Source organism: Kitasatospora sp. NPDC096128, from assembly GCF_040303105.1.
GTDB lineage: Bacteria > Actinomycetota > Actinomycetes > Streptomycetales > Streptomycetaceae > Kitasatospora.
The window spans coordinates 80,012-99,674 of the sequence record NZ_JBEOSP010000014.1; the positions used below are offsets into that span (position 1 = coordinate 80,012).

14 protein-coding genes are annotated in these 19,663 nt (G+C 74.2%); 6 read left to right on the forward strand and 8 right to left on the reverse strand.

Features of this window, described 5'->3' with window-relative positions:
* Positions 1-58: 58 nt before the first annotated feature.
* The 7 genes from ABTY61_RS17645 to ABTY61_RS17675 all read right to left on the reverse strand — a co-directional run bounded on the left by ABTY61_RS17645 (position 59) and on the right by ABTY61_RS17675 (position 8,076).
* Positions 59-1,483: a sugar porter family MFS transporter gene (locus tag ABTY61_RS17645; protein WP_350505904.1), complete on the reverse strand. Its 1,425-nt coding sequence runs from the start codon at positions 1,481-1,483 to the stop codon at positions 59-61.
* 168 nt (positions 1,484-1,651) lie between these two features.
* Entirely contained in the window at positions 1,652-2,623 is a 972-nt protein-coding gene (egtD, locus tag ABTY61_RS17650) for an L-histidine N(alpha)-methyltransferase (RefSeq protein WP_350505905.1), read from the reverse strand.
* Between the two features lie 45 nt (positions 2,624-2,668).
* Complete coding sequence (gene egtC, locus ABTY61_RS17655) at positions 2,669-3,418, reverse strand: ergothioneine biosynthesis protein EgtC (RefSeq protein WP_350505906.1); 750 nt, start codon at positions 3,416-3,418, stop codon at positions 2,669-2,671.
* The gene (egtB, locus tag ABTY61_RS17660) at positions 3,418-4,836 is read right to left on the reverse strand and encodes an ergothioneine biosynthesis protein EgtB (RefSeq protein WP_350505907.1); all 1,419 of its coding nucleotides are present in this window, start codon (positions 4,834-4,836) and stop codon (positions 3,418-3,420) included. The genes egtC and egtB overlap by 1 nt, the downstream gene beginning before the upstream one ends.
* Positions 4,833-6,119 (reverse strand): ergothioneine biosynthesis glutamate--cysteine ligase EgtA, encoded by a 1,287-nt coding sequence (egtA, locus tag ABTY61_RS17665; protein ID WP_350505908.1) that lies wholly within the window; start codon positions 6,117-6,119, stop codon positions 4,833-4,835. The genes egtB and egtA overlap by 4 nt, the downstream gene beginning before the upstream one ends.
* Before the next feature lie 254 nt (positions 6,120-6,373).
* Complete coding sequence (locus ABTY61_RS17670) at positions 6,374-7,588, reverse strand: aminotransferase class I/II-fold pyridoxal phosphate-dependent enzyme (RefSeq protein WP_350505909.1); 1,215 nt, start codon at positions 7,586-7,588, stop codon at positions 6,374-6,376.
* The gene (locus ABTY61_RS17675) at positions 7,585-8,076 is read right to left on the reverse strand and encodes an SRPBCC family protein (protein WP_350505910.1); all 492 of its coding nucleotides are present in this window, start codon (positions 8,074-8,076) and stop codon (positions 7,585-7,587) included. Before ABTY61_RS17675 ends, ABTY61_RS17670 begins: the two co-directional genes overlap by 4 nt.
* Before the next feature lie 279 nt (positions 8,077-8,355).
* On the opposite strand from ABTY61_RS17675, the gene ABTY61_RS17680 reads away from it, so the two are divergent.
* From ABTY61_RS17680 to ABTY61_RS17690, 3 genes are all read left to right on the forward strand, one after another.
* Positions 8,356-9,162: an SAM-dependent methyltransferase gene (locus ABTY61_RS17680; protein WP_350505911.1), complete on the forward strand. Its 807-nt coding sequence runs from the start codon at positions 8,356-8,358 to the stop codon at positions 9,160-9,162.
* 67 nt (positions 9,163-9,229) lie between these two features.
* Complete coding sequence (locus ABTY61_RS17685; RefSeq protein ID WP_350505912.1) at positions 9,230-11,404, forward strand: putative bifunctional diguanylate cyclase/phosphodiesterase; 2,175 nt, start codon at positions 9,230-9,232, stop codon at positions 11,402-11,404.
* 211 nt (positions 11,405-11,615) lie between these two features.
* Positions 11,616-15,275 (forward strand): protein kinase domain-containing protein, encoded by a 3,660-nt coding sequence (locus ABTY61_RS17690; protein ID WP_350505913.1) that lies wholly within the window; start codon positions 11,616-11,618, stop codon positions 15,273-15,275.
* On the opposite strand, the gene ABTY61_RS17695 is transcribed toward ABTY61_RS17690, so the two are convergent.
* Positions 15,212-15,841, reverse strand: coding sequence for a GTP cyclohydrolase II (locus ABTY61_RS17695; protein ID WP_350505914.1), 630 nt, complete (start codon positions 15,839-15,841; stop codon positions 15,212-15,214). The two genes, ABTY61_RS17690 and ABTY61_RS17695, sit on opposite strands and share 64 nt — an antisense overlap.
* A gap of 299 nt (positions 15,842-16,140) precedes the next feature.
* Between ABTY61_RS17695 and gdhA the strand changes: the two genes are divergently transcribed.
* The 3 genes from gdhA (at position 16,141) to ABTY61_RS17710 (ending at position 19,660) form a co-directional block, all read left to right on the forward strand.
* The gene (gene gdhA / locus ABTY61_RS17700; RefSeq protein WP_350505915.1) at positions 16,141-17,535 is read left to right on the forward strand and encodes an NADP-specific glutamate dehydrogenase; all 1,395 of its coding nucleotides are present in this window, start codon (positions 16,141-16,143) and stop codon (positions 17,533-17,535) included.
* Between the two features lie 130 nt (positions 17,536-17,665).
* Positions 17,666-18,541 (forward strand): AraC family transcriptional regulator, encoded by an 876-nt coding sequence (locus tag ABTY61_RS17705; protein WP_350505916.1) that lies wholly within the window; start codon positions 17,666-17,668, stop codon positions 18,539-18,541.
* Between the two features lie 210 nt (positions 18,542-18,751).
* Positions 18,752-19,660, forward strand: a complete 909-nt coding sequence (locus ABTY61_RS17710) for an NADP-dependent oxidoreductase (RefSeq protein ID WP_350505917.1) — start codon at positions 18,752-18,754, stop codon at positions 19,658-19,660.
* Positions 19,661-19,663: the final 3 nt, after the last annotated feature.

Below are 19,663 nucleotides of genomic sequence, written 5' to 3' on the forward strand. Positions count from 1 at the left end.
CGCGCTAGGGTGCGGGGGCCGAAGGTCGGACTGTACGACCGGCAGGCGCGGGCCTCGGTCAGCCCATGTCCTCCAGGCGGACGCCCTTGGTCTCCTTCATGTACTTCGCCACGAAGACCAGCGACAGCGCCGCGAAGGCCGCGTACACCAGGTAGGTCGCGGAGAGGTTCCAGCGCGAGAGCGACGGGAACGACACGGTGATCACCCAGTTGGCGACCCACTGCGCGGAGGCGGCGACGGAGAGCGCGGCGGCGCGGATCCGGTTCGGGAACATCTCGCCGAGCATCACCCAGACGACCACGCCCCAGGACATCGCGAAGAACAGCACGAAGGCGTTGGCGGAGATCAGCGCGACGGTGCCCTGGAGGTCGGGCAGCGTGACGTTGTCGCCGGAGCCGGTCGCGGAGGAGAACGCCCAGCCGGCGGCGGCGAGGGTGACGGCCATGCCGGCCGAGCCGATCAGGGCGAGCGGCTTGCGGCCGATCCGGTCGACCAGCAGGATCGCGATCACGGTGCCGAGGATGTTGATGACCGAGCCGATGAAGCTGATCAGCAGCGAGTTGCTCTGGTCGATGCCGACCGACTGCCACAGGATCGACGAGTAGTAGAAGATCACGTTGATGCCGACCAGCTGCTGGAAGACCGACAGCCCGATGCCGACCCAGACGATCGGGAGCAGGCCGAAGCGGCCGCCGAGCAGGTCGCGGAAGCGCGGGCGGTGGTCGGAGGCGATCAGCGACTGGATCTCGGCGATCCTGGCGTCGGTGTCGATGCCGTCGCCCTCGACCTCGGCCAGCACCTTGCGGGCGTCGTCCAGGCGCTCGGCCTGGATCAGGTAGCGCGGGGACTCCGGGATCACCGAGGAGAGCACGAAGTAGACCGCGGCCGGGACGACGCAGATGCCGAGCATCCACTGCCAGGCCTCCAGCCCGAGCAGCCGGCCGCGGGTGTCGCCGCCGGCGGCGTCCGCCAGCACCCAGTTGACCAGCTGGGATATCGCGATGCCGAGCACGATCGCGGCCTGCTGGAAGGAGGCCAGTCGGCCGCGGTACTTGGTCGGCGCGACCTCGGCGATGTAGGTCGGGGCGATCACCGAGGCGATGCCGATGGCGGCGCCGCCGAGGACGCGCCACGCGGCGAGGTCCCAGGGGGAGAACGGCAGCATCGAGCCGACCGCGCTGACCGCGAACAGCAGCGCGCCCGCCTTCATCACCTTGATCCGGCCGTACCGGTCGGCGAACCGGCCGGCCAGCGCGGCGCCGACCGCCGAGCCCAGCAGCGCGGAGGAGACGATCAGGCCGGTCTCGCCGCTGCCGACTCCGAACTTCCCCTGGATGCCGGAGACGGCGCCGTTGATCACGGAGCTGTCGTAGCCGAACAGGAAGCCGCCGAGGGCGGCGGCGGCGGTGATGAAGACGACGAAGCCGAGGCGGCCGGGCGCGGTGGCCTCGGCGGCCCCGGAGGGCTTCTGGGTGACGCTCACGATCTTGACTCCTGGTACTCAACACTGAGCTCGGTAAGCGAGATCGTAACCCCGATTCGTTCAAGCCTTGTAAGCGGGGAGGCCCATGCCTTGCTCGGAGAATTCGTAAGGTGAACAAGCAAATTGGGCTTCCCCAGCGTTCCACCGCTCCGTCGGGGGGCGCCGCGCTCAGGCCGGGGCGGACAGCGAGAGCCCGAACCGGCCCTCCGGGTCCGTCCACCAGTGGGTCAGCCGCAGCCCGGCCGCTGCCAGCTCCCCGGTCACCCGCTCCCGGCGGAACTTGGCCGACACCTCGGTGCGCAGCTCCTCGCCCCGCTCGAAGTGCACCGGCAGGTCCAGGGCCGGGATCTTCACGGTCTGGGTGCGCAGCGAGCGCAGCCGCATCTCGATCCACTCCTGCTCCGGGTCCCAGAGCGCGACGTGCTCGAAGGCCTCCGGGTCGAAGTCGGCGCCCAGCTCGCGGTTGAGCACGTTGAGCACGTTGCGGTTGAACTCGGCGGTCACCCCGGCGCCGTCGTCGTACGCGGCGACCAGCGCCGCCGGGTCCTTGACCAGGTCGGTGCCGAGCAGCAGGAAGTCGCCCGGGTCGAGGGCGGCACGCAGGCTGCTCAGGAAGGCGGCGCGCTCCTTCGGCAGCAGGTTGCCGAGGGTGCCGCCGAGGAAGGCGACCAGGCGGGGGCCGCCGTCCGGGGGCAGGCCGAGGCGGGCGGTGAAGTCGGCCAGCACGCCGTGCACGGCCAGTCCGGGGTACTCGGCGGCGAGCGCGGTGCCGGCCGCGACCAGCGCGCTCACGCTGACGTCCACCGGGACGTAGGCCTCCAGGTCGCCGGTCGAGCGCAGTGCGTCCAGCAGCAGCCGGGTCTTCTCGGAGGAGCCGGAGCCCAGCTCGACCAGGGTGCGGGCGCGGGTGGCGGCGGCGATGTCGCCGGCCCGGGCGGCGAGGATGGCCCGCTCGGCGCGGGTCGGGTAGTACTCGGGCAGCCGGGTGATCTCCTCGAACAGCTCGCTGCCCCGCGCGTCGTAGAACCACTTGGGCGGCAGCCACTTCGGGTCGGCGGTCAGTCCGTGCCGCACGTCGTGGTGCAGCGCGGTGCTGAAGTGGTCGGCGGGCAGCAGTCGGGTGAGATCGAATGTGTCCATGACAGGGTGGTTCCTCTGTTCAGAAGGTGAAGGGAGACGGAAGGGTCAGTAGTGGCTGGGGAGCTGTCGGACGCTGACGCCCCGGGCATCGGCCAGCAGCAGGGAGCCCTCCGGGACGGACGTCCAGCCCGGGTCGTCGTCGTACGGCTCGGAGGCCACCACCGTGCCGGGGCCGGGCAGGCTCCGGTGGTGCAGGGTGTCGCCCCAGGCGGTCGCGGCGATCGCGGTGCCGTCGGTGAGCAGCAGGTTGAGCCGCCCGGTGGTGTGCGCGGCGACGTCCGCCACCGTGCCCGCCAGCGCCTCGCCGAGCCCCTCGCCCCGGCGCAGCCGGTGCAGGGTGAGGGCCCACAGCAGGGCCGAATCGGTCCGCGCCTCCAGCTCCAGCAGTTCGGCGGGTGGCAGCAGGGCGGCGAGCGCGTCCAGCTTGCCGGGCCAGCCGGCCACCGCGCCGTTGTGGCTGAACAGCCAGCGCCCGGCGGCGAACGGCGCGGCCGCGGCCTCGCCCGCCGCGCAGCCCTCGGTGGCGGAGCGGACCGCCGCCAGCAGCGCCCGGGTGCGGATCACCCGGGCGAGGTCGGCGAAGGCCGCGTCCGCCCAGATCGGCCCGGCCCGGCGGTAGCGGGCGGGCAGCTCGTCGCCGTCCGCGTACCAGCCGAGGCCGAAGCCGTCCACGTTGACCGTCCCGTGCCGCTGGGTGCGGGGCGCCCAGGACTGCCGGTACAGCCCGTACGGCGGGTGCACCAGCAGCTCCTGTGGCGCCACCGGCTCACCCAGGTAGGCGATATGACGGCACATCAGACTCCCTCCCGGTTGTGCTCCGGGCCGCGGGTGTCGTGCTCCGGGCTGCGGGCGGTGCGGAAGCCGGAGAAGATCTGCCGCCGGACGGGGTAGTCCCAGTTGCGGAAGGTGCCCCGGCAGGCGACCGGCGCCACCGCGAAGCAGCCGCCGCGCAGCACCTTGTACTCGGGCCCGAAGAACACCTTCGAGTACTCCTCGTACGGCCAGGCCCGGAACCCCGGGTAGGAGTGGAAGTCGCTGGCCGTCCACTCCCACACGTCGCCCATCAACTGGCGCACGCCGTAGGGTGACCGGCCCTCCGGGTAGCTGCCGGCGGCGGCCGGTCGCAGGTGCCGCTGGCCGAGGTTGGCGTGCTCCGGGCCGGGCGGGCCGTCGCCCCAGGGGTAGCGGCGCGAGCGGCCGGTGGCCGGGTCGTGCCTGGCCGCCTTCTCCCACTCGGCCTCGGTCGGCAGCCGCCGCCCGGCCCAGCGGGCGTACGCGTCCGCCTCGTACCAGCTGACGTGCAGCACCGGCTCGTCCGGCGGGACGGGCTCGACCGTACCGAAGCGGCGGCGCAGCCACTGGCCGTCCTGCCGCTCCCAGAACAGCGGGGCGGTCAGGCCTGCGCGCAGGCGGTGCGCCCAGCCCTCCGGGGTCCACCAGTGCGGTTCGTCGTAGCCGCCGTCCGCGATGAAGCGCTGGTAGGCGGCGTTGGTGACCGGGGTGGTGTCCAGGAAGTAGGCCGGCAGGTCGACCCGGTGCGCCGGGCGCTCGTTGTCCAGCGCCCACGGCTCGGTGTCCGTGCCCATGGTGAACGGGCCCGCGGGGACGAGGACTTCGGCGGGCAGGTCGGCCGCGTCGGCGGGTGCGGGCGGCGGCGGGGGAGCGGCCAGGGCGGGCTCCCCCCGGCGCAGCTGATGGGTGATCAGCATCGTTTCGTCGTGCTGCTGTTCGTGCTGGGCGATCATCCCGAAGGCGAATCCGGCGTCCAGCAGCGGAGCGCCCTCCAGCGGGCTGGCGGCCAGCAGGTCCAGCACCCGGCCGCGCACTTCGTGGGCGTAGGCGCGGGCCTCGGCGGGCGGCAGCAGCGGCAGGCCGGGGCGTTCGGCCCGGGGGTGCTGGAACGCGTCGTACAGCGGGTCGATCTCGGGGTGCATCGGGTCCCGGCCGCCGACGTTGCGCAGCAGCCAGAGCTCCTCCTGGTTGCCGATGTGCGCGAGGTCCCAGACCAGGGGCGACATCAGCGGGGAGTGCTGGGCGGTGAGGTCGGCGTCCTCGACGCAGTCGGTCAGCGCGGCGGTCCGGGCGCGGGCGGCCAGCAGTTCGGCGGCGATGTTCTCGCGCAGCGCCTCGGTCCCGGCCTCCGGGGTGGCGGTGCCGGTTCCGGCAGCGGCGGTGCCCGGTCCGGGGTGGGTGGGCGGTCGGACGTCGGTCATGATGCCTCCTCCGGGGGAGTGCGTCGGGTGCCGGAGCGCAGGGCGTCCAGCTGGTCGTCGGCCGGGCAGCGGCCGCGCGCGGGGTAGCGCTCGGCGAACTCGGCGACGGCGGCGCGCAGTCGACCGGCGCCGGGCAGGCGGGCCAGCGCGGCGTCGGCGACGGCGAAGCAGGTGAGGGCGGCACGGCGCAGCTCGGGATCGGCGACGCCCAGGGTGGCGGCGCGGCGCCAGACCCCGCTGCGCGGCGGGCGCGGGCCCGAGGCGCAGTCGAGCGGCTCCAGCGCGGCCAGCGCGGTGGCGGCGGCCACCGGGTCGTCCAGCAGCGCGGTGACCAGGGCGGTGGGCACCACCCAGCCGTCGCCGGGCTGGGCGTCGATCATCCGTAGCTCCAGGTGGCCGCGCGGACGCACCGGTGGGAACAGGGTGGTGCAGTGGTAGTCCAAGTCGGCGAGCGTGGGCGGGCGTTCACCCGTGCCGCGGGTCCACTCCCGGAAGGTCAGACCGGCCGGGGCCGTCCAGGGCAGCCCCTCCGGCCTCTGCACGCACAGGACTTGGGCATCCAGGACGTACTGCGCCCAGGCCTCACGCGGGTCGCCGTGGTCCGGCTCGGGGGCGAGGGTGCGGGTCGGGTCCATCCGGGACCAGACGGTCTGCCGGGTGGACCGGTGGCCGGTCGGCTTCCCGTCCAGGAGCGGGGAGTTGGCGAACGCGGCGACCAGCACCGGGCCCAACCGGTGGACCAGCTGCCAGCGCCGTTCCACCGCGTGCGGACCGGCCGCGTCGCCGGCGTCCAGGCACACCTGGACCGATGCGGTGCCGGTCATCATGACCCGGCCCCAGGGCCCGGCCGAGTCGAAGAAGCGCTCCATCGCGAGGTAACGGGGGTGGTCCAGCACCATCTGGCGGGGGCGGGCGAGCGGGTCCGTCCCGGTGCCGGTGAGTCGCAGGCCCTGTGCCGCGAAGGCGGCCCGCAGGGCGGTCAGATCGCGTCGGGTGTCCTCGACGCAGGCCAGCAGGCCGGTGGCGGGCGGGGAGCTGAGCTCTACCTGTCCGCCGGGTTCGAGCGTTAGGCGCGAACCGGAGGGGAGCGAGGTGCCGTCCGCGCCGCCCAGGGGCAGCGATTCCAGTGCGGCGTGGAGCAGTTCCGGGGGGACGGGCCGGCCGGGACATCGGTCGTCATGGACGAACCACTCGACTTCGACCCCCACCAGGCGGGGCGGTCCGATCTTGAAACAGACGCCCGACACATGGCTGCGCGCCCCCGATTCGGTCAACGGGGTCACCCCCGTCGGGGGTGGTGCTGCGCTCTGCCGGTCGGGCGGAGTGGTGCGGGATGTCGGTATCACCGGACTCACCATCCTCGGGATCACGATTGCGGCCCGGTCTACTTTGCCCAGTCTGCTACGGAGCATGCGGAGGCGCTTCGCAAATATCGTGTGAATGTTCGTTTTCGCAGGTCAGAGGCGTGGCGAAAGGGTGAATGCGGGCCCTGCGGGCCGGTTCGGCGACGGGCGGCCGACCCGGGCACGTGCCCCGGTCACGGGCGGTCCAGGCGGTCCAGACGCGCCATGACGGTGTCCAGCAGCGGCCCCGGCAGGGCGTAGTTGAGGCGCAGCGAACCCGCGCCGCCCGGGCCGAAGTCGGTGCCGTCGGAGGACTCCAGGCCGCAGCGCTCCAGCAGCGCCGCGCGGGCGTCCTGCGACGGCAGGCCGAGGGCGGCGGCGTCCAGCCAGAGCAGGTACGAGGCCTGCGGGGCGGAGCGGACGGCGGGGCCGAGCCGGTCGGTGAGCCGGGAGCGGGCGGCGGCGAGGTGGGCGAGCAGCGCGTCCAGCCACGGGCCGCCCTCGCCCAGCGCGGCCCGCTGCACGGTCTGCTCCAGCAGGCCGCCCTCCCAGAGGCCGTAGCCGGCCAGGGTGTCGGTGAGCCGGGCGCGCAGACGGGGGTCCGGGACGAGGGCGAAACTGCTGGGAATGCCGGAGCAGTTGAAGGTCTTGCCGACGGAGTTCAGGGTGACGACGGACGGGCGGTCCGCCGGGTCGGCGCAGGTCGCGGCGACGGGGTGGGTCCGGCCGGGGTGGGTGAGGTCGCCGTGCACCTCGTCGGAGACCAGCAGCGCACCGCTCTGCGCCGCCCAGGAGGCGAGACCGCGCACCGTGCCGGTCGGCCAGACCCGGCCGGAGGGGTTGTGCGGGTTGCTCAGCAGCACGGCGGAGGCCGGGCGGGGGAGCGGGCCACGCGGCATTCGGTAGCCGTCCGGGGCAAGGTGCAGCGGCAGCTCGTGGTGGGCGAGGCGCATGGCGCGGCAGAGCTGGGCGAAGCCGCCCCACTCGGGGGTGGGGAAGAGGACGGGGGCCTGCGGCCGTACCGTCTCCAGGAGCAGGCGCAGGGCGGTGCGGGGGCCGCAGGGGAGCAGCAGGACCCAGTCCGGGTCCACCTCGGCGCCGTGCCGGGCGCGGTACCAGTCGGCCACCAGGGCCCGTCCGGCCGGGTCGCAGACGGTGTACCCGTAGGCCCGGTGGCGGGCGCGTCGTTCCAGGGCCTCGGCGACGGCGGGCGGGCCGGGGAGGTCCATGTCCGCCAGGCCCATCGGGATGACCCCGGGGGCTGCGGCCCGGGCCCACTTGCTGCTGCCGGTGCCGGTGCGGTCGAAGGGGGCGTCGAAGCCGAAGTCCGGGGCGGGGGGCGGCGAACAACTGACAGCTGACAGATTTCGAAAGTTGTCATCTGTTCGCTGAAATCTGTTTTCTGTCATCTGTTCGCCGTTCCTCGTTCGTCGTCATCGCCGCCACCGCCCGTCAGGTACGCCGCCAGCCCGCGGCGCCCCCGGCGCATCATCGCCGCGTGGTTCGCCCGGAACAGCAGGTGCAGCGGCAGGGCCAGGCGCCGCAGCAGGGGCTTGCCGGGCCGGACGTCCTCCTCGAAGAGCACCCGGCACCGCGTGCCGTCCGGGCCGTCCGTCGTGACGGTGAACCGCGACCACCCGTCGAGGTCGCCCCGCATCGCCGCCTCCAGCACTCCGGCCGCCGGGTCCTGTCGTTGCGCCTCCAGGTCGATCACCAGCCGGTACGGCAGCAGTGCCCGGACCACTGCCCGGCCGCTCCGCGCGCCGGTCTCCCGGACCTCGAGGATCTCCGGCCACCACAGCGGGTAGCTCCGGACGTCCTCCAGCGCCGCGTACACCGCCGGGGCGGGTGCCGCGAGCCGCCACACGCCCCGGAAGCGGTAGTGGTTGGGATCCACGCGCCCCACCCTAGTGGGGTGTCCGTCGTCCGAGGGGCGAACGGGACTGGCTCGCCGCCGAGTTGGCGGCAACCGTCCGGATCCCGCCGCCCGGCCGCCCCCGGTCGGGGTCGAACGCCCGGTAAATACCGGGCAAAGAGCGCTATTCGCGAGGGGGAGGGCACTCCGCTTGCACCCGTTCGGGGTGCGGGGGAGGATCTTGTGTGCTTGTAGTCTCATCAGTCACGGCAGCAGCTCCAGTCGCTGCGCCCCCGGAACCGGAGTGAAGGAGTCACAGGCATGCGGCGACCGAGCTGGGTACCGGAAGGTACGGACCTGGACAAACCGAACGCCGCACGGGTCTACGACTACTACCTCGGGGGCTCCCACAACTTCGAGGTCGACCGGGAGATGGCCCGCAGGGCGATGGCCATGTGGCCCGAGCTGCCCCAGATCATGCGGTCCAACCGGGCCTTCCTGCGCCGCGCCGTGACCCACCTCGCCGAGCAGGGCGTCACCCGCTTCCTGGACATCGGCTCCGGCATCCCGACCTTCGGCGCCGTGCACGAGATCGCCCGGGCCATCCGCCCCGGGACCGAGGTCGTCTACGTCGACCGCGACCCGGTCGCCGTCGCGCACAGCCGCCTGCTGCTCCAGGACGACCCGCACAGCGCCGTCGTCCAGGCCGACCTGCGTGACGTCGAGGACCTGCTGGACCGCCCCGAGGTGGCCGCACTGCTGGCCGGGGGCGAGCCGGTGGCCGTCCTGCTGGTGGCCGTCGCCCACTTCGTCAGCGACGACGAGGACCCCTGGAAGCTGATCGCCACGGTCCGCGACCGCCTCCCGGCCGGCAGCGCGCTGGTCCTCTCGCACGCCTCCCTGGAGGCCCGTCCGGACCAGGCAGAGAACCACCAGGAGCTCTACCGGATGACCCCGACCCCGTTGACCATGCGCACCCGTGAGCAGGTCACCGCGATGTTCGACGGCTTCGAGCTGGTCGAGCCGGGCGTGGTCCACCTGCCGCAGTGGCGCCCCGACCAGCCGGGCACGGTCGGCGAGCACCCCGAGCGGATCGCCGGGGTGGCGGGCGTGGGGTTCCGCCCTTGAGCGGTCGCGACGCGAGAGCAGCCGACGGCCGCCCGCCCCGCGCGGCGGCCGGGGCCGGGGCGGTCCGATGAGCGGCGCGATCCCGGCGGACGGCGGGATCCCGGCAGAGGGTGCCACCCCGGCGGGCGGCGCGACCCCGGCGGGCAGCGCCGCCGAGCGGTTCCACGAGGACTGGTCCCGGCTGCTGTCCGCCGACCACGGCATCGCCGTCCACCCCGGCCTGCTCGGCCGACTGGCCGCGCGCACCGCCGCGCTGCTGCACCGGGCCCAGCAGGACGACCCCTTCGAGCCCCGGCTGGCCGCCCAGGCCGGCGCCGACCTGGTCGACGGGCACTTCACCGACCCCGTCCTGCTCGCCCGCGCCGTCGAGCTGCTCCAGGCCCAGCCGGCCCACGACGGCCGCGGCCCCGCCCTCACCGGCGCCTTCGCGGCCGGCTGGGCGAACGCCCTGCGCGAGCGCACGCTGCGCGAGCAGGAGGCCATCCGCACCGCCGCCGACGCCGCCCGCCTGGAGGCCGAACGCGCCCTGCGCGCCTCCGAGGCCCGGTTCCGCGCCCTGTTCGAGAGCGCCGCGATCGGCATCGCCATCGGCGACACCGACGGCAACATCCTGGCGGTCAACAAGGCCGTGCAGGAACTGTTCGGGGCGGGGCCGGAGGACATGGTCGGGCGCCGGGTCGACGACCTCGTCCACCCCGAGGACACCCCCGGCGTCTGGGAGGCGTACGAGGAGCTGATCAGCGGCAAGCGGGAGTACTTCCAGTTCGACAAGCCGTACTACCGCCAGGACGGCGAGGTGGTCTGGACCCACCTGACCGTCTCGCTGATCCGCGACGACGACGGCACCCCGCAGTACCAGGTCGCGATGCTGGAGGACGTCACCGACCGCTACCGGCTCCAGGAGCGGCTGCGCCACCAGGCCACCCACGACCCGCTGACCGGCCTGCCCAACCGCGCGGCCTTCTTCGAGCGGCTGGAGAAGCTCTTCGAGGACCCGGAGCCCGGCGCCCGCTTCGGCCTCTGCTACGTCGACCTCGACGGCTTCAAGGTGGTCAACGACAGCCTCGGGCACGACATGGGCGACCAGCTGCTGTCCGCCGTCGCCGCCCGGCTGAAGGCCGCCCTCACCCCGCTCGGCCACCTGGTCGCCCGGCTCGGCGGCGACGAGTTCGTCGTACTGCTGGAGAACTGCCGGGGCGAGCAGGAGGCGGTGGCCGCCGCCAAGACCGTACTGGGGGCGCTGGCCGGGCCGGTGCTGATCGGCGACCACAAGCTCGCCGTCGGCGCCAGCGTCGGCGTACTGGAGCGGCGGGTGTCCACCACCACCCCCGGCGCCGCCGTCCGGGCCGCCGACCTGACGCTGTACCGCGCCAAGGAGGCCGGCCGCGGCCGCTGGACGCTGTTCGACCCCAAGGAGAACGCCCGCGCGGTCAGCCGCTACGCGGTCTCGGTCCGGATGCCGGCCGCCCTGGACCGCGGCGAGTTCTTCATCGACTACCAGCCGCTCTACCGGCTCGCCGACGGCCGGATGGCCGCCGTGGAGGCGCTGGTGCGCTGGCGCCACCCGCAGCTCGGCGTGCTCGGCCCGGACGAGTTCGTCACCACCGCGGAGGAGACCGGGCTGATCATGCCGCTCGGCCGCTGGGTGCTGGAGCAGGCCTGCGGCCAGGCCGCGGACTGGATCAAGCACTACGGCGATGCCGCGCCGCAGCTGAACGTCAACCTGGCGGTGCGGCAGGCGCGCAGCGCCGCGCTGGTCACCGACCTCAGCCGGATCCTGGACAACACCGGACTGGAACCGGCCCGGCTGCAGTTGGAGATCACCGAGTCGACCGTGGTCGGCCCCGAGGACGAGGCGCTGCGCACCCTGCACGGGCTGGTCGACCTCGGTGTGTCGCTGGCGGTGGACGACTTCGGCACCGGCTGGTCCAACCTCGCCTACCTGCGCGACCTGCCGGTCTCCGGGCTCAAGATCGCGGGCTCCTTCGTCGGCGACCTGCACGAACCGGCGAAGGACGGCGCCACCGGGTGGCGGATCGTCAGCGGCCTGGTGTCGATGGCGCACGCGCTCGGCCTGAACGTCACCGCCGAGGGCGTGGAGACCCGCAAGGACGCCGAGCGGCTGCGCGAGATGGGCTGCGACTGGGCGCAGGGCTGGCACTTCGGCCGTCCGGTGCGGCCCGCCGAGATCGCCCGCCGGATCGTCGAGGAGCCGGAGGGGCGGCCGGTCGAGGAGGGGTGACCGGTCAGTAGGGGCGACCCCCGCTTCCGGCCCGGCCCCGGCGGGGGCCCGGCAACGGTTCCGGCAAGGGTTGCGGAACCGTTCCGGAAAGCGCCCTGCGGCCCTGCCCGGTATGCGGGATGATGGCGCGTCGAAATCACCACCCGGCACCGGTGCGCCCGTGGTCACGGCCATCGCACCGGCCCCGGGGAGCGGGGAGGGGAACGCCGCGATGGGCGCAACGGAGGGCTCCGGTCCGGCCGAGGAGGACCGGGGCCGGGAGTGGCCCGGGGAGTCGCCGCGGACCAGAGTCGACTGGGGGTCGCGGGAGCGGGGATCGCGGTTCCGGGGGGCGTGGGAGGCGCGGCGCGGTGAGCAGGGCGGGGCCGGGGACGGTGCGGACCACGGCGCGGACCGGCCGTCCCGGCTCGGCGCCCGGCGGCCCGGCGGGCCGGACCCGGAGGCCGTGACCCGCCGGATGCCCCCGCCCCGCCACGACCCGGAGGCGGAGACCCGCCGCGTGCCGGGGCCCCGCCACGACCCGGAGGCCGCGACGAAGGTCCGGCCCGGTGGCGGAGCGGGGCGGTTCGACCCGGAGGCCGACACCGAGGTGGTCCGGCCGCGCTCCTCGGACGGCCCGTCCTGGCAGGACAGCATCGGCCCCGGGCCCAGCCCGAGCGGCCGCCCCGTCCCCGGTGGCGGAGCCGTGCCGGGCGGCGGGCCCACGCCGGACGCCGGACCCGCGCCGGGCGGCGGGCCCGGTCCCCGCGGCGGCCCCGTCGAGGACGACTTCCCCGACGCCCTGCGCGACCGCTTCACCCCGCTGGGCAGGGCGGGCGCCGGCGCCGAGGGCACCGTCTGGTACGTCCGGCGCACCGACGGCGGTGCCGACGCCGCGGTCAAGGTGTCCGCGGTCGGCCAGCCGATGGACCACGACCTGCTCGCCCACCTGTGCAACGACGGCTTCCGCCGGCACGTCCCGCACCTGATCGACTACGGGCGGGTCCGCCACCACGGCGCGCTGGTCGACTGGGTGGCGATGGAGTACCTGCCGGTCACGCTCTCCGCGCACGTCGCCGCGCTGCGCCGGTCCGGCGCCCACGCCGACCCGCGGACCACCGAGCAGATCGTCTACGAGCTGGTCTCGCTGCTGGAGTTCTGGCAGCGGCGGATCCAGCGCAACCCGCTGGACTTCAAGCCGGCCAACATCCTGGTGCGCCCCGGCCGCGGGCCCGGGGAGTTCGTGATCGCCGACTTCGGCGGCGTCGACCGGCTCACCGACAGCCGCCGCTTCACCTCCACGATGATGGTCACCGTCGCCTATATGGCCCCCGAGCAGCTGGCCGGCAAGAACCACGAGGCCGGGCCCTGGTGGGGACTCGGCAACGTGCTGTACGAACTGTTCGTCGGCCGGCCCCGGTTCGTCGGCGCGGACGGCGAGCGGGCCGCCGACCACGACCTGGAGCTGGAGCTGGTCATGGGCGAGGAGGTGGACCTCGCAGCCGTCATCGACCAGCGCCAACTGCTGCTGCTCCAGGGTCTGTTCACCAAGAAGCCGGAGGACCGCTGGACGGCGGCGGAGGTCCGCAGCTGGCTGGCCGGCGGCAGCCCGGAGGTGATCCGGCGCCGGCCGCGGGCCCGTCGGCCGATCACCTTCCTCGGGGACCCGTTCACCGACCCGGTCCGGCTCACCGAGGTGCTGCTGCGCAACTCCGGCGCCGCGGCGCGCTGGCTGGCGGCGGTCGGGGCGGAGCGGCTGCGCGACTGGCTGCGCGACGAGGTCAAGGACCCTGTGTTCGACCTCCACTACCTCACCGACGTGGTCCGCGCCCCCGGTTCCCGGCGCGAGGCGGTGGCCGGTGTCGCCGTGCTCGCCCTCGGCGCCGCGTACGCGCCGTCGGCCGTCCCGCACTACCGCGACCGCCCGGTCGACCCGGTCGGGCTGGAGCGCGTCGCCACCGAGCCGGACGGCGCCGCGTTCATCGACGAACTGGTCCGCGGCGGGGCTCCGGCCGTCGCTGCCCGCTACGACTGCTTCCACCCCGAGTGCTCCGGCGAGCACTGCTCGCGGCTGCTCGCCCTCGCGGCGCTCCCGGAGGTGCTCGCCGAGGTGGAGCGCACGGCCCGGACCGTCGGCGGCGGCCGGCGCGGTGACGGCGGGCTCGGTCCGGAGGAGCGGGAGGAGGCGCACCGGCTGGCGGTCTGGCTGAGCATCCGCCCGGAGGAGCGCTACCGGCTGCTCGGCCGGCTCTCCCCGCTGCCCGCCGCGCTGCACCGGCTGCCGCTGCCCGTCCGGGTGTCGGAGCTGGCCGCGGTGGTCGCCTCGGCGGTGGTGGACGGGGCGCTGACGGCCGGTGCCGGGGTGCGTACGGCGGTGCGCTCGGCGGCCCGGCGACCGGCGCCCGACCCGGCGGCGGCCACCCCGCGGGACGTGGTGCGGCGGCGCTGGTCGGCGCTGCGGCGGCGGGCGGTGGGCGCCGATCCGGGGCAGGTCGCGGGGCGGGCGGCGCTGGTGGCCGCGGAGGCGGTGCGGCGGCGCGGCCGGGGCCGGGTGGAGCGGCCCGAGCCGGAGCCGGGCGTGCTGCGGGAAGGCCGGGCGCGGGCCGGTCGGATGGCCCGGCTGTGGGCGCAGCGGCGCCGCCGGCCGCCGGTGGACTGGCCGGCCCGGCTGCGGCTCTGGTGGCCGTACGCCCGCACCATGCTGCCGCGCCGGGCGGGGGCGGTCGCGCTGCTGGTGGTGGGCCTCGGACTGCTGCTGTGGGCGGGGGCGGTGGTGCGCTTCCCGGTCGAGGCCGGGCACCGACTCGACCTCTCGCCGGACCTGTTCGGGGGGCCGCTGCGCCTGGCCGGGCGGCACGCCGCCGAGCAGGCGGCCGGGAAGCTGGGCGCGGCCTTCACCGCGGCGGCGGTGCTCGCCTTCTTCCCGGCCCCGGTGGGCTTCGGCACGGCGCTGCTGACCGGGGCGGGCGCGTTCGCGATCGGCTACCTGCGGCTCGGGCCGCCGATGACGGCGGTGGAGGCGCCGCAGCCGGTGGCCGACCGGGTGGTCATGTTCGAGGGAGGGATGGGGAGTTGGGCCGGGATCGCGGCGGTGGTCGCGGTCGTGGTCGCCGTGGTGCTGATCGAGCGGGGGGCCAACCGGCTGCTCAAGCCCGCCCAGCAGGCCCGGCGGCGGGTCCGGGAGGCCTGGCGGGACCTCGACCGACGGGCCGCGCGGGCCGCCCGGGTCGCGGGGGGCGGCACGGGGTCGGGCGCCGGGTCGGGCACGGGGCCACGGACGGGCATGGGGCCGCGTACGGGCACGGGGGCGGGCACGGAGGTCGCCGGGGCGTGGCGGACGGGCCGGGCGGGCACCCGGGACCGGCTGCGGTTCGCGCTCACCAGCACCGGGGTGCTGGTCCTGCTGCTGTGGGCGGCGGTGGAGGTGCGGCTCGCGGCCACCGGGGTGCACCGGACGCCGGAGTCCTGGGGGACGGGCCAGACCGGTGCGGCCTACCAGGCGGGATTCGTCGTCCTGTTGGCGGCGGTGTCGCTGCTGAGCACCCTGGGGACGCTGGTCACCGCCCGCGTCCTGTTCGTCGGCTGGATCCTCGGCACGCTGTTCCTGGGCGCCTGGCCCGGCGTCCTGGGGCCGGTCGAGGCGCTGCGGATCCCGGTGGTGGGGGCACGGCGCCTTCTGGGCCGCGCTGCTGGTGGCGCTGCCGCTGGCGGCGTACGGGGTGCTGCGGGCGGTGCGGGGGCGGGCGGCGCTGGGGTGACGGCGGGCAGCCGTGCTCGGCCCGCCCGCCGTGCTCGGCCCACCCGCCCCGCTCGGCCCACCTGCCGTGCTCAGCCGACCAGTCGGGAGAGCTCGATCGAGTGCCCGGTCCGTTCCACCTTCGCGGTCAGGTAGCGGACGTTGCTCGCGGACAGGTGGACGCCGGTCGGCACCCGTCGGCGCACGGTGATCCCGAGCCCGGCCAACTGGGCGGCCTTGTCGGGGTTGTTGCTCAGCAGGTCGATGCCCTCCACGCCGAGGGTGGCGAGCATCTGGGCGGCCGCGGTGTAGTCCCGGCCGTCCTCGGGCAGGCCCAGCGCGGTGTTGGCGTCGTAGGTGTCCAGGCCGGAGTCCTGGAGGGCGTAGGCGTCGAGCTTGTTGTACAGGCCGATGCCCCGGCCCTCCTGGCGGAGGTAGAGCAGGTAGCCGCCGGCCTCGCTGATCCGTTCCACCGATTCGCGCAGCTGCGGGCCGCAGTCGCAGCGGTCCGAGCCGAAGACGTCGCCGGTCAGGCACTCGGAGTGCAGGCGCACCAGCGGGGTCCCGCCGTCCGGGACGGTGCCGAGGGCGAGCGCGAGGTGCTCGGCGCCGTCGGCGAGGCCGTGGAAGGTGGAGACCTCCGCGTCGGCGCGGTAGCCGTCGGGGAAGGTCAGCGGGATGCGCACACGTGAGCGCACCGTGGCGGAGCCGGGCTGAGGCATGGTTGGGCCTCCGTCGATCGGGGGTGGACCGGGTTGATCGCTCCGGATCCGGAGGGATCCGGTCGGGTCGGATGTCGACCGTACTCGGTTGTTCCAATTTGAACAACTGCCTACTTTCGGTGACCCCTTTGACTACGGAGGCGAACAACACCCCACCCGCCCCCACTGTTCCCGTACGGCGGTCCAGCATGCGGAACGGACCGGACCCGAGGTGTGGACACTGCGACACTTCCTCCCGTTTCCTGGGCACGGGAACGCCTCGCGCACGACCACCGACGACCACGGAAGGTCCTGATCAGATGCCCACGAGCCGCGCCACCACCCCCTTCGCCGACCGGTCCCGCCTCGACGCCGAACAGCGTGCGATCGAGTCGCGCTACGCGGACGTGGTCCGCCGCAACAAGGGCGAGACGGAGTTCCACCAGGCCGTCCACGAGGTGCTGGAGACCCTCGCCCCGGTGCTCGCCCACCGCCCCGAACTCCTCGACGCCCGCATCATCGAGCGGATCTGCGAGCCCGAGCGGCAGCTGATGTTCCGGGTGCCGTGGACGGACGACTCCGGCGACATCCACGTCAACCGGGGCTTTCGGGTGGAGTTCAGCAGCGCCCTCGGCCCGTACAAGGGCGGCCTGCGCTTCCACCCCTCGGTGAACCTCGGCATCGTCAAGTTCCTCGGCTTCGAGCAGATCTTCAAGAACGCGCTCACCGGGCTGGCGATCGGCGGCGGCAAGGGCGGCTCCGACTTCGACCCCAAGGGCCGGTCGGACGCCGAGATCATGCGGTTCTGCCAGTCCTTCATGACCGAGCTGCACCGCCACCTCGGCGAGCACACCGACGTGCCGGCCGGTGACATCGGCGTCGGCGGCCGGGAGATCGGCTACCTGTTCGGCCAGTACAAGCGGATCACCAACCGCTACGAGGCGGGCGTGCTCACCGGCAAGGGCCTCGGCTGGGGCGGCGCGCAGGTCCGCACCGAGGCCACCGGCTACGGCTGCGTGCTGTTCACCGCCGAGATGCTGGCCAGCCGCAGCGAGGGCCTGGACGGGCGCCGGGTGGTCGTCTCCGGCTCCGGCAACGTCGCCGTGTACGCGATCGAGAAGGCCCAGCAGCTCGGCGCGACCGTGCTGACCTGCTCCGACTCCTCCGGCTACGTGGTGGACGAGAAGGGCATCGACCTCGACCTGCTCAAGGAGGTCAAGGAGGTGCGGCGCGGCCGGGTCTCCGACTACGCCGAACTGCGCGGCAGCCACGTGCGGTTCGTCGAGGGGCCGGGCGTGTGGAGCGTGCCCGGCGAGGTCGCGCTGCCCTGCGCCACCCAGAACGAGCTGACCGAGGCCGACGCGCTCGCCCTGGTCCGCAACGGGGTGCTCGCCGTCGCCGAGGGCGCCAACATGCCCACCACCCCCGAGGCGGTGCGGGTCCTCCAGGAGGCCGGGGTGGCCTTCGGCCCGGGCAAGGCGGCCAACGCGGGCGGCGTCGCGACCAGCGCGCTGGAGATGCAGCAGAACGCCTCGCGCGACTCCTGGACCTTCGAGCGCACCGAGGAGCGGCTGGCCGGGATCATGAAGCACATCCACGACTCCTGCTTCACCACTGCCGAGCGCTACGGGCACCCGGGCGACTACGTGGTGGGCGCGAACATCGCGGGCTTCGAACTGGTCGCGGACGCGATGCTGGCCCAGGGCCTGGTCTGAGCCCTGGTCACGGCCGGCCGGGGCCGGTCGCCCGGCGATCGGTACCCGACCGGAGCGGGCACCGATCGTCGGGTGCGGCAGGGTGGGTCCTTCCTACGGTGGTGATCAGTAAGGGAAGGACGGGGTCGGAGTGCTGGAGCACCTGAACCGGGCGATGGAGCACATCGAACGGAGCCTGGACCAGGAGATCGACGTGGCCGAGCTGGCGCGGATCGCGATGACGTCGGAGTACCACTTCCGGCGGCTGTTCTCGATGCTCGCCGGGATGCCGCTGTCGGACTACGTCCGGCGTCGGCGGCTGACCGTCGCCGGGGCCGAAGTCCTCGACGGCGGGCGGACGCTGCTCGACATCGCGGTCAGCTGCGGCTACACCTCGGGGGAGGCGTTCGCCCGGGCGTTCCGGGCGATGCACGGGGTCGGGCCCGGCGAGGCCCGGCGCGAGGGGGCGACGCTCGTCTCCCAGCCCCGGATGTCCTTCCGACTCATCGTGGAGGGAAGCAGCAGCATGCAGTACCGGATCATCGAGAAGCCGGACTTCCGGATCGTCGGCAAGAAGGCACGGGTCCCCCTGATCTTCCAGGGGGTCAATCCGCACATCGCCGAGTTCATCCGGGGGCTCGGCACGGAGACCGTCGAGCGGATCAACGCCCTGACGGTGAAGGACCCGCTCGGCATCGTTTCGGTGACCGACTACCTCTCGCCGAACCGGGAGGAGGGCTCCGAGCTCGACTACTGGCACGCGGTGGTGGCGAGGGAGGATGTCGCCGTCCCGGACGACCTGGACGTCCTGCGCGTCCCGGCCGGGACGTGGGCGGTGTTCACCAACACCGGGCCGTTCCCGCAGGCGCTCCAGGAGATGTGGGGGGACACGGCCAGTCAGTGGTTCCCGTCCAACCCGTACGAGACCCGGCCGGGCCCGGAGATCCTGAAGACCCGGTTCATTCCGGGGACGGGCGACGCGGAGGCGGAGCTCTGGCTCCCGGTGGCGCGGGCCGTGCGGCACTGACGGCTGACAGATGACAGCGAACAGATGACAGCGAACAGATAACAGCTGACAGATAACAGATTTCGAAATCTGAAAGCTGTTATCTGTCAGCTGCCTTTTTCCGCCCACCCCCGTTCGGCCCACCAGCGCCCGCCCCGCCCCGCCGCGCCCCGCATGCTGGGGCGGGGGGCAGGGGCCGCGCAGGCCGCTACCCGAGGAGTGGGATCACCGATGGCCAAGGCATTCGGCTTCGTCGACTACGGCGGACCGGAGACCCAGGAGTTCCTCGACCGCCCGGTGCTCGACCCCGGTCCGGGCCAACTGGCGGTCACCGTCCGGACCGCCGGGGTCAACCCCGTGGACTGGAAGATCCGCCGGGGCCTGCTCGGCCGCGAACGCCAACTCCCGGCCGTCATGGGCCAGGAGGCCGCCGGCGTGGTGCAGCGGATCGGCCCCGGGGTCACCGGTTTCACCCCGGGCGACGAGGTGTTCGGCCTCGCCGCCGCCGGGGCCTTCGCCGAACAGACTCTGCTGCGCGCCGAGTTGAGCGCCCTCAAACCCGAGGCCGTCGGCTTCGGCCTGGCCGCCGTGCTGTGCGTCTCGGTCGCCACCGCCGACGACGCGCTGCGCCAACTCGCCCTCGGCGCCGGGCGTACGCTGCTGATCCTCGGCATCGCCGGCGGTGTCGGCAGCGCGGCCGCCCAGATCGCCCGCAGTCAGGGCCTGATCGTGCTCGGCACCGCGAGCGACACCAACCGGTCGTACGTGGAGTCCCTCGGCGCGACGCAGATCCGCTACGGCGACGGTGTCGCCGAGCGGATCGCCCAGGCCGCCCCCGGCGGCGTCGACGGCATCCTCGACCTGGTCGGCGGCGACGCCCTGCGGGCGGTGGCCGGTGTCCGCGCCGACCGTACCGAGCTGGTCAGCACCGTGGACCCGGCCACCGCCGCCGAGCTCGGCGGCCGGTACGTCACCCGCTCGACCACCTCCGAGACCCTGGCCGCCCTCGCCGCCCTGGTCGCCGCCGGCGACCTCGACCCCCGGGTCACCGCCCGCTACCCGCTCGGCCGCGCCGGCGAGGCGCTCGCCGAGGTGGAGTCCGGGCACGCCCGCGGCAAGGTCGTCCTCGAAGTCTCCTGAGGA